We start from the raw sequence: 14,056 nt of genomic DNA, 5'->3' as shown, positions 1-14,056 counted from the left end.
CGGGGCCCTGCGACGATCGAGTGCGCCCCCGTTCCGGTCAGAGGGGCGGCTCCCGGTCGGCCCAGGGGCGCGCCTCCTCCAGCTGCGTCGCCAGCGCGAGCAGCCGGCCCTCGCCGCCGAGCGGTCCGACGAACTGCACGCCCAGCGGCAGACCGTCGGGCGTCCGGTACAGCGGCACCGACATCGCCGGGCGGCCCGTGATGTTCGCGAGCTGTGTGAACGGCACCGGCGACAGGTTCTGGTCGATCAGCGTGTCCAGCACGTTCGTCCTCGCCAGCAACCCGGCGGCGTGGACGCGCAGCAGCGCCCGGCTCGCCCGCTGCACCGCCTCGGGCGCGGTGAGCTCCCCGATCCGCACGGGTGGACGGGCCAGGGTCGGGGTCAGCAGCAGGTCGTAGCGCTCGTGGAACGCGGCAAGCCTGCGGGTGTGGTCGTTCCACCGGTCGTGCGCGGCGATGTAGGTCGGGGCCGACGTCGCCCGCCCGACGGCCGCCATGATCCGGGTGTCGAGCTCGAAGGCGTCCGGCCCGCAGCCCGTCAGCGTCCGCGTCTGCGTGACCTGGGAGGCGACCGCCGCGAACCACATCGTCAGGAAGTCCTTCGCGAGCTGTCGCTCGTCGACCCCGCTCGACGCCGGCTCCACGACGTGCCCGAGGGACTCCAGCAGCTCCGCCGCATCCTGCACCGCCGCGACGGCCTGGGCGTCGACGGGTGTGCCCAGCGGCGAGGCCGTGGTGAACCCGACGCGCAGGGTCCCGGGGGACCGGCGGGCCAGGTCGGCGAACGGCTCGGCCGGCAATGCCGTCACGTACGGCCCGCCCGGGTCCGGCCCGGCCAGCACGTCCAGCATCGCGGCGGTGTCGCGGACCGACCGGGACACCACCCCGTTCACCGCCGCGCCGTGGAGCCGTTCGGCGACGTCGGGCCCGTCGGGCAGCAGGCCACGACCGGGCTTGAGACCGAACAGCCCGCAGCACGCCGCCGGGATCCGGATGGAACCGCCGCCGTCGGAGGCGCCCGCGACCGGGACGATGCCCGCCGCGACGGCCGCCGCCGACCCGCCCGACGAGCCGCCCGGGGTGCGGCCGGCGTCCCACGGGTTGCGGGTCGGGCCGTTCACCTCCGGTTCGGTGATGGCCTTCGCCCCGAACTCCGGGGTGTTGGTCTTGCCGAACGGGACCAGCCCGGCGTCGAGCCAGCGCTGCACGACGACCGCGTGCGCGGGCTGCGCGTACGCGGCCAGCGAGCGGGACCCCGCGCCCGTCGGCAGGCCCGCGTAGTGCTGGCCCAGGTCCTTGAGCAGGAACGGGACCCCGGCGAACGGCCCGGACAGCGGGCCTGCGGCGCGGGCCCTGGCGATCTCGTGCATGGGCCGGACGATCGCGTGGATCCGCGGTTCGACCTCCGCTGCCCGCGAGATCGCCGTCTCCAGCAGGTCCGACGCGCCGACCTCGCCCTTCGCGACCAGCTCGGCCAGCCCGACGGCGTCGTGGCGGCGGTACTCGGTGTAGTCCACGTCGCGGCTCCCTCGCCGATCGTCGGGGCGGGGCGACCCTAACGTGGTGCGGCGCCGGCGGACAGACACCGCTCGCGGGGACCCGGCGGTCGCTAACCTCCGGTACGTGGCGATGCTGGAGTTCGGTGACGACGAGGCCAGGCGGCTCGACCGCAGCTACGCGACCAGCGACGTCGTCGGGCAACGGGCGCAGACGCTGGACATGCTGTGCCTGCAGCGCGGCGAACGCGTCCTCGACATCGGGTCCGGGCCCGGGCACCTGCTGGCGGCGATGGCCGAGGCGGTCGGCCCGGCGGGTGCGGTGCACGGCATGGACCCGAGCGAGGCGATGAACGCCCTCGCCCGGGAGCGCTGCGCGTCGATGCCGTGGGCGACCGTCGGCACCGGCGACGCCCTCGCCCTGCCCTTCGGCGACGCCGCGTTCGACGTCGCCGTCTCCACGCAGGTCTACGAGTACGTCCCGGACATGCCTGCGGCGGTCGCGGAGCTGCGCCGGGTGCTGCGTCCGGGTGGGCGCGCGCTGGTGCTCGACACCGACTGGGACTCGCTGGTCTGGAACGTCGCCGACCGGGCGCTGCACGACCGGATCATCGACGCCTGGGAGGAGCACCTCGCCGACTCGCGGCTGCCGCGGCGCCTGGGCGGGCTGCTGCGCCGCGGCGGGTTCGACGTCACCGAGCAGCGGGTCGTCCCGATCTTCAACCCGCGCCTGCACGCGGACACGTTCAGCGTGACGATCAAGGAGACGATCGCGGCGTTCGTGCCGGGCAGGCGCGGGGTGACGGCCGACGACACGGCGGCCTGGCTCGCCGACCTGCAGGCGCGGGCGGCGGAGGACGAGTACTTCTTCAGCCTCAACCGCTACGCGTTCCTGGCGACGGTCCGCGGCTGAGACCACTCACGGGATCAGTGCGCGCCCGGGGTGTAGTGGCCGGGGACCATCCGGGTCGAGACGGCGAAGCGGTTCCAGGCGTTGATCACCGTGATCGCGGCGATCAGGTGGGCGAGCTCGGTCTCGTCGAAGTGCTCGGCGGCGCGGGCGTAGACGTCGTCGGGGACGAAGCCGTCGGTCAGCACGGTGATCGCCTCGGTGAGCTCGATCGCCGCGATCTCCTTGGGGGAGTAGAAGTGCCGGGACTCGTCCCACGCCGGGAGCTGGACGATGCGCTCGACGCTCTCGCCCGCGGCCAGTGCGTCCTTGGTGTGCATGTCGATGCAGAACGCGCAGTGGTTGATCTGGGAGGCACGAATCTTCACGAGCTCGTTGATCACGGGGTCGATGTTGCGCCGGACCGCGCCGTCGAGCCGGATCATCGCCTTGTAGACGTCGGGCGCGAGCTCGGCCATCTGCAGGCGTGCGGGGTGTTCGGGGGCGCGGTCGGGGGCCGTGGTCGTCTGCGTCATGATCACCACGCTAGTTCGGGTGTGGCTCGCAGGTGTGGTCCAATCCTGGGATGAGTTCGCGGACCACTTCTCCGGGTGCGGACCTGCATCTCGACCTGCGGGTCGACCACGGCCGCGGCGTCCGGGTCGCGCTCACCGACGCCCTGCGCGACGCCGTCCGCAGCGGCCGGCTCGCCCCCGGCACCCGGCTGCCGGCGTCCCGGTCCCTGGCCGCCGACCTGGGCCTGGCGCGGACGACGGTCGTCGAGGCCTACGCCGAGCTCGTCGCGGAGGGCTGGCTGACCGCGCGGCACGGATCGGGGACCCGCGTCGCCGAACGTGCTCCCGCCGCGCCGCGGGAGCCGGTGCCGCCCGCGCCGCCGCGAACCTCGGGCCCGCGGCACGACCTGATGCCCGGCCGGCCCGACGTCGCCAGCTTCCCGCGCGCCGAATGGTTGCGGGCGACCCGGCGGGCGCTGGCGTCGGCACCCGACGAGGCGTTCGGCTACGGCGCCGTCCGCGGTCGTCCCGAGCTGCGTGAGGCGCTCGCCGGGTACCTCGCCCGGGCCCGAGGGGTGCGCGCCGACCCCGATCGGATCGTCGTGTGCGCGGGGATGTCGCACGGGCTCACGCTGCTCGCCAGGGTGCTCCGCGGGCGCGGGGTGCGGGCGGTGGCGGTCGAGTCGGCGGGCCTGCACATCCACCGTGACCTGCTCCTCGGGGCGGGCCTGCGGATCCCGCCGGTCCAGGTCGACGCTCTCGGCGCCCGCACCGAGACGCTGGGCCGCGACGTCGGCGCCGTCCTGCTCACCCCCGCCCACCAGTTCCCGACGGGCGTCGCGCTCGACCCTGCCCGGCGGGCCGCGGTGGTGGAGTGGGCCCGCACCACGGGCGGCCTGGTGGTGGAGGACGACTACGACGGCGAGTTCCGCTACGACCGCCAGCCCGTCGGCGCGCTGCAGGGGCTCGATCCCGAGCACGTCGTGCACCTCGGGACGGCGAGCAAGGCGCTCGCGCCAGGGCTGCGGCTGGGCTGGATGGTCGCTCCGGCCGACGTCGTCGCGGAGATCGACAGCGGCGCAGCCGATCCGGAGCCGTCGGTCACGAGCGCGCTCGAACAGCTGGTCCTCGCCGACCTGATCTCCTCGGGCGCCTACGACCGCCATGTCCGGGGCCGGCGGCGGTCCTATCGGCGGCGGCGCGACGAGCTGGTCGCCGCGCTCGCCGACCAGGCTCCCCACGTCGGCGTGGGTGGGCTGGCCGCAGGCCTGCACGTCGTCGTGACGGTGCCGGACGGGACCGAGGGCGACGTGCTGCGTTCCGCAGCCTGGCACGGGCTGGCCGTCGAGGGGCTGAGCACGTTCCGCCATCCCGACGCCCCGTCCGGGCAGGCCGGGATCGTCGTCGGCTACGCGACGCCGTCGGACAGCGCGTGGGCGGGCGCGCTCGAGGCGCTGTGCCGGGTGCTGTCGCCGTGACCGGGATGGACACGTCGGCGCGCGATGTCACCCGCGCGTTCGGCGACGCGGGCCGCGATCGCCTCCGTCGCGACCCGGTCGCACCGCGGGCCCGGCCCGGCCGGGCCGCCGACGTCCGCACCCTCGGTGGCGACCTCGCCGCCCACCACGGCCGGTGCGGCGACGCCGATCCGCTGCCGCGCGGGTACGTCGCGCGCAGGGCAGAGCTGCTCACCGACCCGTGCGACTCGGCGGTGCGCCGGGTCGTGCCGCACGGCGACCTGCACCACGACAACGTGCTGAGCGACGGCTCGGCCCACGTGGCGATCGTTCGCGCGGCTGCTCGTGCGCTAGCTAGCCGCGGGCGTGCCGGTGCGCCGCCGCGACGATCCCCGCGACCGTCTCCAGCTCGGCGTCGTCGCGCGGGCCGGGGACCAGAACCATCCCCGGACTCACCCGCACCCCCGCCAACGGGTGCGGCACCGCCCAGCCCTTGGCCACCGCGTCGTAGGCCAGCTCGGCGGGCAGTGTCACGTGCAGGCTGTGGTCGGGGGCGGGGTGCTGGTGGGCGAACTCGCCGGCGTCGGGCAGGACGAACGCGTCGTCGGGCGCGGCGGTCGTCGACCGGTCCAGCAGCAGCGCCCGCGTCCCCTCGACGCCGACCCGCGTCGGGCCCGTCGTCACCCCGTCGAACGCGGCGACCCGTTTCCACAGCGTGTCGGCGAGCGCGGCCGGCCCGTTCTGCGACGTCTGGTGCTGGGGGATGCCCGTCGTCGTCTCCGGGGGCTCCCCGGCACGGCAGCCCAGCCGTCCGCCCTGCAGCGTCGGCCACGGCGGCTCGTCGCCGTCGGCCAGCGGGTTCTCGCCGTGCGCGTGCACCCAGTCGAGCCGGTCGCCCAGCCAGGTGCCCATGTCGCCGACGATCTTGCCCGCCAGCTGGTCCCCGCCCGGCTCGCGCTCGGCCCACACCGGCGCGCCGCTGCGGCGGGTCAGCCAGTCCCATGTGCGGTGCAGCAGCGGCGGCGGGGTGCGGACGTCGTCGCTGCCGTGCGCGAGGAACACCGGCATCCCGGCCAGCGCGGCCGCCGGCATGGCGACGCCTGCGTCGAACGGCAGCGCCCCGTACAGCAGCGCAGCGCCCGCGAACCGGTACGGCGCCAGCAGCATCAGCGCCCCGGCCAGCGCGACGCCCTCGCGGAACCCGAGCAGCAGCACCGGCCGCTCCGGGTCGCCCTCGGTGTCGAGCCAGCGCAGCACCCACCGGCTCGTCGCGGCGAGCGCCTCGGCGTCGGGGACGCCGTCGACCAGCGGGAACCACGAGTACCCCGAGCCGCCGACGTGCGGTGCGCGCAGCGAGACGTACGCGACCGGGCCGTAGGGCAGCCACGGCGACAGCTCGATCAGTGAGTGCTCGCTGGTCCCGTTGCCGTGCAGCCCGACGACCAGCGGCGCCGCGGGGTGCTCGGTCCCCCACCGGGCGGTCATCGGCTCCTCGGGCAGCCCGTCCATCCGCACAGCCTGCCGCGTCCGGGCCCCCCGTTCCGTCTCAGTTGGAGACGCGCGCCGCTCGCGAGCGCGGAGTGTGTCAGCCGAGCTCGACGGTGCCGTCGTCGGTGATCCGCCACGACGGGTTGTGCGCGACCTCCCACAGCACGCCGTTGGGGTCGCGCACCAGCGCGTGGAACACCCCGCCGAACTCGCCCTCCTGAGGCGGCTTCAGCACCGTCCCGCCCGCCGCGGCCATGGCGGTGGCCAGCGCGTGGACCTCGTCGCGGTCGCCGACGTTGTGGGCCAATGTCATCCCGGCAGGGCCGGTCGTCGTGCCAGGCGGGACGCCGAGGTCGCGGTCGAAGGAGGCCGTGTCGAAGAACCCGAGCAGCAGGCCGGGCGCCACCTGGTAGAAGACGATCTCGCCCGGCACGTCGAGGTGCGGGGACCAGCCGAACGCGTCGCGGTAGAACGTGCGTGCAGCGTCGAGGTCCCGGGTTGCCACGGTGACGAAGCTCAGCCGATGGTCCATGTCGTCGGACCGTAGCCACCGCCGGGGCCGGTGGCGTGAACGGATCGGACACCCACGCACGGGCGACGTCGCGCACCGGAGGTCCCGGAGCCCTAGCCTGTGACCGGACGTCGCCGGGGCACGAGGCGGGTGGCCCGGCACCGTCGGGCCGACCGTGGCAAGGTGGTGACGTCCGTCCGAATCGTCCGGTTCGGCGGCAGGGTCGTCGGAACAGGGGTGCCGCGTTGCTCGAGATCGGTGTGCTCGGGTGGGGGCTGACGATCGGGCTGGTCGTCGTGCTTCTCGCCGTCGACCTGATCGTGGCGTCGGTACGCCCGCACCAGGTCGGCTTCCGCGAGGCGCTGCTGTGGTCGCTGTTCTACATCGCTGTGGCGGTGGCCTTCGGCATCGTCTTCTGGATGACGGCGGGCTCCCAGTACGGCACCGAGTTCTTCGCCGGCTACATCGTCGAGAAGAGCCTGTCGGTCGACAACCTGTTCGTCTTCGTGATCATCATGTCGACGTTCGCCGTGCCCGAGGAGCACCAGCACAAGGTGCTGACCTTCGGCATCGTGCTCGCACTGATCATGCGGGCCATCTTCATCGTCGTCGGCGCCACGCTGCTGAACTACTTCTCGTTCATGTTCCTGCTGTTCGGGCTGCTCCTCGTCTACACCGCGGTCCAGCTGTTCCGCCACCGCGACGAGGACCCCGACGTCGAGGACAACGGCCTGGTCAGGGTCGCCCGCCGGGTCTTCCCGGTCACCGACGAGTACGACGGCGGCAAGCTCTTCACCCGGCTGGGCGGCAAGCGGATGGTGACGCCACTGTTCATCGTGCTCGTCGCGATCGGCGGCATCGACCTGCTGTTCGCGCTCGACTCCATCCCCGCCGTCTTCGGGGTGACGTCGGAGGCGTTCATCGTCTTCGCCGCCAACGCATTCGCCCTGCTCGGCCTGCGCGCCCTGTTCTTCCTGGTGAAGGGCTTGCTCGACCGGCTCGTCTACCTGTCGACGGGGCTGGCGATCATCCTCGCGTTCATCGGGGTGAAGCTGATCCTGCACTGGCTGCACGTCGACATCGCGCCATCGGTACCCGAGATCCCGACGCCGCTGAGCCTGGGCATCATCGTGGGCATCCTGGTCGTCGTCACCGTCGCGAGCCTGGTCAAGACGCGCAACGACCCCACCGCCACCGCGCACGCCGGCTCGCTGAAGGCCACGAAGTCGCGCGAGCCGCAGGCCGACGAGAAGTCCTGACCCCCGCGCACCGGGCTCGACCTCGGCGGGTCGGCCCGCGTCAGCCCGAGGCGCGCGCGTCGCCGGGCTCCAGCGCCGCGACCAGGTCCTCGCGTGCCCGGGACACCCGCGACCGGATCGTGCCGACGGGACAGCCGCACACCTGCGCGGCCTCCGCGTAGCCCAGCCCGACCACCTGGGTGAGGACGAAGGCGTCGCGGCGGTCCGGCTCCAGGCCCGCCACCAGCTCGCCGACGAGGACGGCCTCGTCGACGGCCGACACCCGGGCGCCGCGGGCCGTGACCGCGTCCCAGTCGCCGACGTTCGTCGTCCGCGGCCGGCGCACCGCGGTCCGGACGGCGTCGGCCGCGGCCCGGCGCGCGATCGCGAGCAGCCACGCCCGGGCCGGGCCGTCGCCGGTGAAGCGCGGCAGCGACCGGACCGCGCGCAGGTAGGTCTCCTGCACGAGGTCGTCGGCGTCGGCCGGGCCCGCGAGGTGGATGAGGAACTGCCGGACGCCGGCCTGCGTGGCGCGGACGAACTCGTCGAGGGCCGCGCGGTCGCCCGCCGCCGCGGCCAGCGCACACGCCGTCACCGGGTCGGCCGGGGCGTGATCGACGGGGACGGACCGGCGGAACATGGGCCAGACCGTAGGCGCCGTGATCCGGACACGATCGAGTGACATCGTACCCCTGGGGGAACCGGAGGCCTGCCGTCGACGACCTCTCCGTCATGCGCCACATCGCCACGTTCTGCGGAAGCTGCAACTGCGGATGCCCCGAGCTGTTCGTCGACGAGACCGCCGAGGCGGAGAAGCGGATCGTCATCACCGATGACTTCGGCCAGCGGATCCAGATGAGCGTCGGACAGCTCGCCGACCTGATCGACGACGTCCGCCGCGGCGTCCTCGACGAGGTCGTCGCGTCCACCGCGAGCTGACCGACACCGTTCGATGGACTGCCCGACGTGCCGCGACGCGCTCTCCGCGCGTCTCGACGGTGAGGACCGGCCCGGTGAGGCCGAGGCGACGGACGCCCACCTCGCCGGCTGCGCGGCGTGCCGGGCCTTCCACGACCGGTCCGCACGCATCACCAGGCTGACCCGCACGAGGCTGGTCGCCTCCACCGATGGTGCGGTTCTCGAGCTCCCCGACGTCGTCCCCGAGCGGCCCCGCGTCGACCTCGTGCACGCCCTGCTCGCCGCCGCCGGCGTCGCGCAGCTCGCGCTGGGGGTCACCGGGCTGCTCGACGCCGCGGGCGCAGGCCACCACGGCGGCACCCTCGGCGGGGCGGCGATCGCCCACCTCGGGCACGAGAGCGCGGCCTGGAACGTCGCCGTCGGGGTGGGGTTCCTCGTGGTCGCGCTGCGGCGCACCCGGCCCGCGGGCAGTCTCGTCGCGACGCTCGGCGTGTTCACCGCGGTCCTGCTCGCGACCTCGGGTGTCGACGCCCTCGCCGGCCGCGTCGAGGCCGGCCGCCTCGCCGGGCACGCGGTGCTCGTCGCCGGGCTGGTCCTGATGGTCCTGCTGCACCGGACCGGGCCGCGCACCGGCGGCGGCAACCGCGCCGTCGTCACCGACCGGGTCACCGCCGACGGGCACGGCTCCATGGAGCGGGCGGACGGCCCGTCCGGTCCACGTCGTCGCGTCGACCTGCGTCCCTCGGCCCGCCGCGCGGCCTGAGCAGGGCCCAGGAGCACGGCCGACGCCGGCACGCCCCGCCGGTCCCGGCCCGCACATCCCGGGTGCCCGCCGGGGCCGGCCCGCCCATCCCGCGCGCAACCTCACCGCTGTTCGGCGCACTCCGCAGGGCCGTGGGGTTGCGCGCGGAAGGTCGGCCGCACCGTGCCGCTGTGCCGGTGCGGCTACTCCCGCCAGGCCCGCTCGAACGGCAGCCGCCACGCGTTGGGGGCGATGAGCTGGTGGATCGCGTTGGGGCCCCAGGTGCCCGGGGGGTAGCTCTTGACCGGTGGCGGGTCCTCCAGCAGCGGCGCCGACCGCTCCCACAGCGACTCGATGCCCTCGGCGGTGTTGAACAGCGTGTGGTCGCCGCGCATGGCGTCGAGGATGAGCCGCTCGTAGGCCTCCAGGACGTCGCCACCGTGCTCGGTGTCCTGCGTCGAGAACTGCAGCGACAGCTTCTCCAGCCGCATCCCCGGCCCCGGGCGCTTGCCGTAGAACGACAGCGACACCCGCCCCGACTCGGCCAGGTCGAAGGTCAGGTGGTCCGGTCCCTGCGACCCGACGCCCGAGCCCTGCGGGAACATCGTCCGCGGCGCCTCCTTGAATGCGATGGAGATGATCCGCATGCCCTCGGCCATCTTCTTGCCGGTGCGCAGGTAGAACGGGGTGCCGGCCCAGCGCCAGTTGTCGAGACCGACCTTGAGCGCGATGAAGGTCTCGGTGTCGGACTCGCGGCTGACGCCCTCCTCGGCGCGGTAGCCGGAGTACTGCCCGCGCACCACGTCGGAGGGGTGGATCGGCAGCAACGAGCGGAAGACCTTGTTCTTCTCCTCGCTGATCGCGCGCGGTTCCAGCGCGGTCGGCGGCTCCATCGCGACGAACGCCAGCACCTGCATGAGGTGCGTGACGACCATGTCCTTGTAGGCGCCGGTCGACTCGTAGAAGTTCGCGCGCAGGTCCAGTCCGAGGGTCTCGGGGATGTCGATCTGGACGTGGTCGATGAAGTTGCGGTTCCAGATCGGTTCGAACAGCCCGTTGGCGAAGCGGAACGCAAGGATGTTCTGCGCCGCCTCCTTGCCGAGGAAGTGGTCGATCCGGAAGACCTGCGACTCGTCGAACACCTCGTGGACGAAGTCGTTGAGCCGGATCGCGCTGTCGAGGTCGGAGCCGAACGGCTTCTCCATGACGACGCGCGAGTCGATGACGAGGTCGGCGTCGCGCAGCATCGAGATGACGGCGGTCGCGGCCTTCGGCGGGACCGACAGGTAGTGCAGCCGTCGGCAGTCCGGGCCGAGCAGCTCCTGGGCCCGTTCGACCTCGGCGGACAGCCCCTCGGGCCCGGCGCTCTGCGGGACGTAGGTGAGCCGCTCGGCGAACTGGGACCAGCCGTCGTCGTCGAGCTTGTGCATCCCGAACGACTCTATGGCCGCGCGGGCCAGCGCGCGGAACTCGTCGGTGGAGATGTCCTCCATCGCGGTCCCGACGACGCGGATGTCCGGCGCGAGCGACGACCGCTCAAGATAGGCCATGCCGGGGATGAGCTTGCGCTTGGCCAGGTCGCCCGTCGCTCCGAACAGGACGATGACGTGCGGCGCCAGCGGCTCGTTCTCGCGCAGGCGTGGCCGCCCGCCGGTGGCCGGATAGGCGATCGTCTGGGCACGACGGGGGCTGACCACGCTGCGACCTCCACGAACTGAGCCCCGCGCGACCACGCGGGGCGACTCCCTCGTGGGACCGTACCGAGATCCGGGCGGTTCCTCAGGCCCGTCAGGTGTCGACGTGGTGACGAGTGGGTGGCGGGCGCCGGGTCCGGGCGGCACGTACCGCGCGTCAGGGCACGAGCACGACCTTGCCTCCGGCGTGCCCCGTCCCGACGAACGTGATCGCGTCGGCCGCCCCCGTCAGCGGGAACGTGGCGGCCACGACGACGCGCAGCGAGCCCTCGGAGACCGCGGGGAGCAGTGTGCGCCAGGCGTTGGACCGGATCTCGGTGCCCGGGTCGGCGCCCGGGCCGCCGCCGAGCAGCCGGAAACCCTCGGAGGCGCGGCCGAACGCGACGATGGAGACGACGCGTCCGCGGTCGGCCACGAGCTCCAGGGACGTGTCGACGGCCTCGTCGGTGCCGACGGTGTCGATCGCGGCGTCCACACCCGACGGTGCGGCCGCCCGGATCCGGTCGGCCAGGCCGTCGCCGTAGACGATCGGGACGGCGCCGTAGCCGCGCAGGGTGTCGTGGTGGCGCTTGCTCGCCGTCGCGATGACGGTGGCGCCCCGGGCCAGCGCCAGCTGCGTGACGAGTGAGCCCACCCCGCCGGACGCGCCGTGGACGACGACGGTGTCGCCCTCGCCCACGCGGGCGGCCTCCAGGGTGTGCACGGCGGTGGCGCCGACGGCCATCACCGACCCGGCGACCTCCCAGGACACCTGCGGAGGCTTGGGGACGACGCCCGTGGCCGCGACCGTGATCTCCCCGGCGTACGAGCCCGGGGCCGGGTACACGACGACCTCGTCGCCGACCGCGACCGGACCAGCGGGGCCCTGCGCGTCGGGACCGACCGCCGTGACGACGCCCGCGGCCTCGTTGCCCAGGCGCATCGGCAGCGCCGCGGGGTCGGCGCCCATGAGGCCGCTGAAGCGCTTCTGGTCGATGGGGTTGACCGACGTGGCCCGGACCCGGACGGTGACCTCGCCCGGTCCGGGGACGGGGACCTCGATCTCGGTGGCGGACAGCACCTCGGGCCCACCGAACGCGGTGGCGACGATCGCGATGGTCATGTCGCCCCCAACCCCGCAGACACCGACGGTGTTCCGCGGGCCCGTCAGGCGCCGGGCCGCAGCGGCGCGATGCCGGTGCGGAGCAGCTCGATCTCGTCGAACATCGTCTTGGCCGCGGCGACCATGACGTCGTTGGCGACGAGCGTGCCGTCCTCGGCGATCTTCTCCCCGACGAACGGGATGCTCACGGCGTCGACGGCCGGGACCATCCGCAGCGTCGACAACACGCTCCGCAGTGCCACGGCCGCCCGGGTGCCCGCGGAGACGCCGCCGTAGGACACCACGCCCGCCGGCTTGTAGCGCCACTCGTGGTTGAGGAAGTCGATCGCGTTCTTGAGCGAGCCGGGGTACGAGCCGTTGTACTCGGGCGTCACGAAGACGTAGGCGTCGCCGCGGGCCACCGTGGCCGACCACCGCTTGGTGTGGTCGTTGGAGTACTGGGCGCGCACCGGGTGGATGGGCTCGTCGAACATCGGCAGGTCGATCTCCGCGAGGTCGAGCATTTCGACGTCGAAGCCGCCGTGGGCTCTCGCCTGTTCGGCGATCCAGGCCGCGACGGGCGCGCCGACGCGGCCCGGCCGGGTGCTGCCGACGACGATCTGCAGAAGGGGCGACATGTGGTCCTCTCGCGAGCGGCGGCGGATGGATCGGCAGGTCAGACGACGCTGCGGGCGTCGAGCGGGGCCAGGCCGAGGTGGTCGCGCAACGTCGTCCCCGTGTAGTCGGCGCGGAACGAGCCGCGCTCCTGCAGGATCGGCACCACGCGGTCGGCGAAGTCGTCGAGGCCACCGGGCGTGATGTGCGGGACCAGGATGAACCCGTCGGACGCCCGCTGCTCGACGAACCGTTCCATCTGCTCCGCGATCCCCAGCGGGGTGCCGACGAACGACTGCCGCGACGTCACCTCGGTCATGAGGTCGCGGATCGAGAGGTTCCCGGCGGCCGCGCGCTCGCGCCACTCCTTCGCGGTCGCCAGCGGGTCGCGGTACATCCGGTCGGCGGCGCGGCCCTGCGAGACCCGCGGCGAGTCGGCGTCGACGACGAGCGGGTCGATCTCGGGCAGCGGTCCGTCGGGGTCGAGGTGCGACAGGTCGCGGTTCCACACCTGCTCCAGGAAGCGCAGCGCGGTCTGGCCGCTCACCTGCTGGCGACGGATCCGGCGCCCCCGCTCCTCGGCCTCGGCCTGGGTGTCGCCGAGCGCGAACGTGGTGGCGGGCAGGATCTTGAGCTGGTCCTCGCTGCGACCGTACGCCGCGAGCCGCCGCTTGACGTCGGTGTAGAACGCCTGCCCGGCCTCCAGCGAGCCGTGCCGGGTGAAGATCGCGTCGGCGCTCGCGGCGGCGAACTCGCGGCCCTCGTCGGAGTCGCCCGCCTGCAGCACGACGGGTCGTCCCTGCGGGCTGCGCGGCACCGAGAACCGGCCGCGGATGTCGAACTGGTCGACGGCCACGTCGAACCGGCCCGCGCCGGCGTCGCGCAGGAACTCGCCGGTGGCCTTGTCCGCGACGATCTCGTCGCCGCGCCAGGAGTCGACCAGCGTCATGACGGTGTCGAGGAACTGCTTGGCGCGCAGGTAGCGGTCGCCCTGGGCGAGGTAGCCGCCCCGGCGGAAGTTCTCGCCGGTGAACTTGTCCCAGGAGGTCACGACGTTCCACGCCGCGCGCCCGCCCGACAGGTGGTCGATGGAGGCGAGGCGGCGCGCGACCTCGTAGGGCTCGTTGAACGTGGAGCTGATCGTCGCGGCGAGCCCGAGCCTGTCGGTGACGGCGGCGACCGCGGCGAGGATCGTCGCGTTGTCGGGGCGGCCGACGACGTCGAGGTCGTAGATCGCCCCGTTCTGCTCGCGCAGCCGCAGGCCCTCGGCGAGGAAGATGAAGTCGAACTTGGCGCGCTCGGCGGTGCGCGCCATGTGCGCGAACGAGGCGAACTCGATCTGACTGCCCGACTCGGGCTCGCTCCAGACCGTCGTGTTGTTGACGCCGGGGAAGTGCGCAGCGAGGTGCATCT

At 73.7% G+C, this 14,056-nt stretch carries 15 protein-coding genes; 5 read left to right on the top strand and 10 right to left on the bottom strand.

The window, feature by feature from the left end:
* Positions 1–37 precede the first annotated feature (37 nt).
* A complete protein-coding gene (locus TOK_RS10185) occupies positions 38–1,516 on the bottom strand; it encodes an amidase (protein ID WP_098957542.1) in 1,479 nt (492 codons plus the stop codon).
* 112 nt (positions 1,517–1,628) lie between these two features.
* On the opposite strand from TOK_RS10185, the gene TOK_RS10180 reads away from it, so the two are divergent.
* On the top strand, positions 1,629–2,408 hold the full coding sequence (locus tag TOK_RS10180; protein ID WP_098957632.1) for a methyltransferase domain-containing protein: 780 nt from the start codon (positions 1,629–1,631) through the stop codon (positions 2,406–2,408).
* A gap of 14 nt (positions 2,409–2,422) precedes the next feature.
* Here TOK_RS10180 and TOK_RS10175 read toward each other — a convergent pair whose 3' ends face one another.
* Positions 2,423–2,920, bottom strand: a complete 498-nt coding sequence (locus TOK_RS10175) for a carboxymuconolactone decarboxylase family protein (RefSeq protein WP_098957631.1) — start codon at positions 2,918–2,920, stop codon at positions 2,423–2,425.
* Positions 2,921–2,970: 50 nt separating this feature from the next.
* Between TOK_RS10175 and TOK_RS10170 the strand changes: the two genes are divergently transcribed.
* Complete coding sequence (locus tag TOK_RS10170; RefSeq protein ID WP_098957541.1) at positions 2,971–4,377, top strand: PLP-dependent aminotransferase family protein; 1,407 nt, start codon at positions 2,971–2,973, stop codon at positions 4,375–4,377.
* Here TOK_RS10170 and TOK_RS10165 read toward each other — a convergent pair.
* The 3 genes from TOK_RS10165 to TOK_RS10155 form a co-directional block, all read right to left on the bottom strand.
* The gene (locus TOK_RS10165; protein ID WP_098957540.1) at positions 4,308–4,676 is read right to left on the bottom strand and encodes a hypothetical protein; all 369 of its coding nucleotides are present in this window, start codon (positions 4,674–4,676) and stop codon (positions 4,308–4,310) included. The genes TOK_RS10170 and TOK_RS10165 overlap by 70 nt on opposite strands.
* A 34-nt stretch (positions 4,677–4,710) precedes the next feature.
* Positions 4,711–5,865: a luciferase family protein gene (locus TOK_RS10160; RefSeq protein WP_216361916.1), complete on the bottom strand. Its 1,155-nt coding sequence runs from the start codon at positions 5,863–5,865 to the stop codon at positions 4,711–4,713.
* 76 nt (positions 5,866–5,941) lie between these two features.
* The gene (locus TOK_RS10155) at positions 5,942–6,376 is read right to left on the bottom strand and encodes a VOC family protein (protein WP_098957539.1); all 435 of its coding nucleotides are present in this window, start codon (positions 6,374–6,376) and stop codon (positions 5,942–5,944) included.
* A 224-nt stretch (positions 6,377–6,600) separates the two neighbouring features.
* On the opposite strand from TOK_RS10155, the gene TOK_RS10150 reads away from it, so the two are divergent.
* Positions 6,601–7,614 carry a TerC family protein gene (locus tag TOK_RS10150; RefSeq protein ID WP_098957538.1) on the top strand — a complete coding sequence of 338 codons (1,014 nt, stop codon included), beginning with the start codon at positions 6,601–6,603 and terminating at the stop codon, positions 7,612–7,614.
* 40 nt (positions 7,615–7,654) lie between these two features.
* Here TOK_RS10150 and TOK_RS10145 read toward each other — a convergent pair whose 3' ends face one another.
* Positions 7,655–8,233: a sigma-70 family RNA polymerase sigma factor gene (locus TOK_RS10145; protein WP_172457510.1), complete on the bottom strand. Its 579-nt coding sequence runs from the start codon at positions 8,231–8,233 to the stop codon at positions 7,655–7,657.
* Between the two features lie 38 nt (positions 8,234–8,271).
* Here TOK_RS10145 and TOK_RS10140 point away from each other — a divergent pair, with 38 nt between their 5' ends.
* Positions 8,272–8,532: a hypothetical protein gene (locus TOK_RS10140; protein WP_306305131.1), complete on the top strand. Its 261-nt coding sequence runs from the start codon at positions 8,272–8,274 to the stop codon at positions 8,530–8,532.
* A 13-nt stretch (positions 8,533–8,545) separates the two neighbouring features.
* A complete protein-coding gene (locus tag TOK_RS10135; protein ID WP_098957535.1) occupies positions 8,546–9,274 on the top strand; it encodes a zf-HC2 domain-containing protein in 729 nt (242 codons plus the stop codon).
* 182 nt (positions 9,275–9,456) lie between these two features.
* On the opposite strand, the gene zwf is transcribed toward TOK_RS10135, so the two are convergent.
* From zwf to TOK_RS10115, 4 genes are all read right to left on the bottom strand, one after another.
* The gene (zwf, locus tag TOK_RS10130) at positions 9,457–10,950 is read right to left on the bottom strand and encodes a glucose-6-phosphate dehydrogenase (protein WP_098957534.1); all 1,494 of its coding nucleotides are present in this window, start codon (positions 10,948–10,950) and stop codon (positions 9,457–9,459) included.
* A gap of 154 nt (positions 10,951–11,104) precedes the next feature.
* Positions 11,105–12,049 (bottom strand): NADP-dependent oxidoreductase, encoded by a 945-nt coding sequence (locus tag TOK_RS10125; protein ID WP_098957533.1) that lies wholly within the window; start codon positions 12,047–12,049, stop codon positions 11,105–11,107.
* A gap of 44 nt (positions 12,050–12,093) precedes the next feature.
* On the bottom strand, positions 12,094–12,666 hold the full coding sequence (locus tag TOK_RS10120) for an NADPH-dependent FMN reductase (protein WP_098957532.1): 573 nt from the start codon (positions 12,664–12,666) through the stop codon (positions 12,094–12,096).
* A gap of 38 nt (positions 12,667–12,704) precedes the next feature.
* Positions 12,705–14,054 (bottom strand): NtaA/DmoA family FMN-dependent monooxygenase, encoded by a 1,350-nt coding sequence (locus TOK_RS10115; RefSeq protein WP_098957531.1) that lies wholly within the window; start codon positions 14,052–14,054, stop codon positions 12,705–12,707.
* Positions 14,055–14,056: the final 2 nt, after the last annotated feature.

This window comes from Pseudonocardia sp. N23 (genome assembly GCF_002583555.1).
In the GTDB taxonomy this organism is placed as follows: domain Bacteria; phylum Actinomycetota; class Actinomycetes; order Mycobacteriales; family Pseudonocardiaceae; genus Pseudonocardia.
The sequence above is the reverse complement of the archived record's forward strand: the minus strand, read 5'-3'. Positions and strand labels throughout refer to the sequence as shown.

Coding starts and splice junctions, on each gene's coding strand:
- TOK_RS10180 (WP_098957632.1), top strand. CDS start 1,629: ATGCTGGAGTTCGGTGACGACGAGGCCAGGCGGCTCGACCGCAGCTAC.
- TOK_RS10175 (WP_098957631.1), bottom strand. CDS start 2,920: ATGACGCAGACGACCACGGCCCCCGACCGCGCCCCCGAACACCCCGCA.
- TOK_RS10170 (WP_098957541.1), top strand. CDS start 2,971: ATGAGTTCGCGGACCACTTCTCCGGGTGCGGACCTGCATCTCGACCTG.
- TOK_RS10160 (WP_216361916.1), bottom strand. CDS start 5,865: ATGGACGGGCTGCCCGAGGAGCCGATGACCGCCCGGTGGGGGACCGAG.
- TOK_RS10155 (WP_098957539.1), bottom strand. CDS start 6,376: ATGGACCATCGGCTGAGCTTCGTCACCGTGGCAACCCGGGACCTCGAC.
- TOK_RS10145 (WP_172457510.1), bottom strand. CDS start 8,233: ATGTTCCGCCGGTCCGTCCCCGTCGATCACGCCCCGGCCGACCCGGTG.
- TOK_RS10135 (WP_098957535.1), top strand. CDS start 8,546: ATGGACTGCCCGACGTGCCGCGACGCGCTCTCCGCGCGTCTCGACGGT.
- TOK_RS10125 (WP_098957533.1), bottom strand. CDS start 12,049: ATGACCATCGCGATCGTCGCCACCGCGTTCGGTGGGCCCGAGGTGCTG.
- TOK_RS10120 (WP_098957532.1), bottom strand. CDS start 12,666: ATGTCGCCCCTTCTGCAGATCGTCGTCGGCAGCACCCGGCCGGGCCGC.
- TOK_RS10115 (WP_098957531.1), bottom strand. CDS start 14,054: ATGCACCTCGCTGCGCACTTCCCCGGCGTCAACAACACGACGGTCTGG.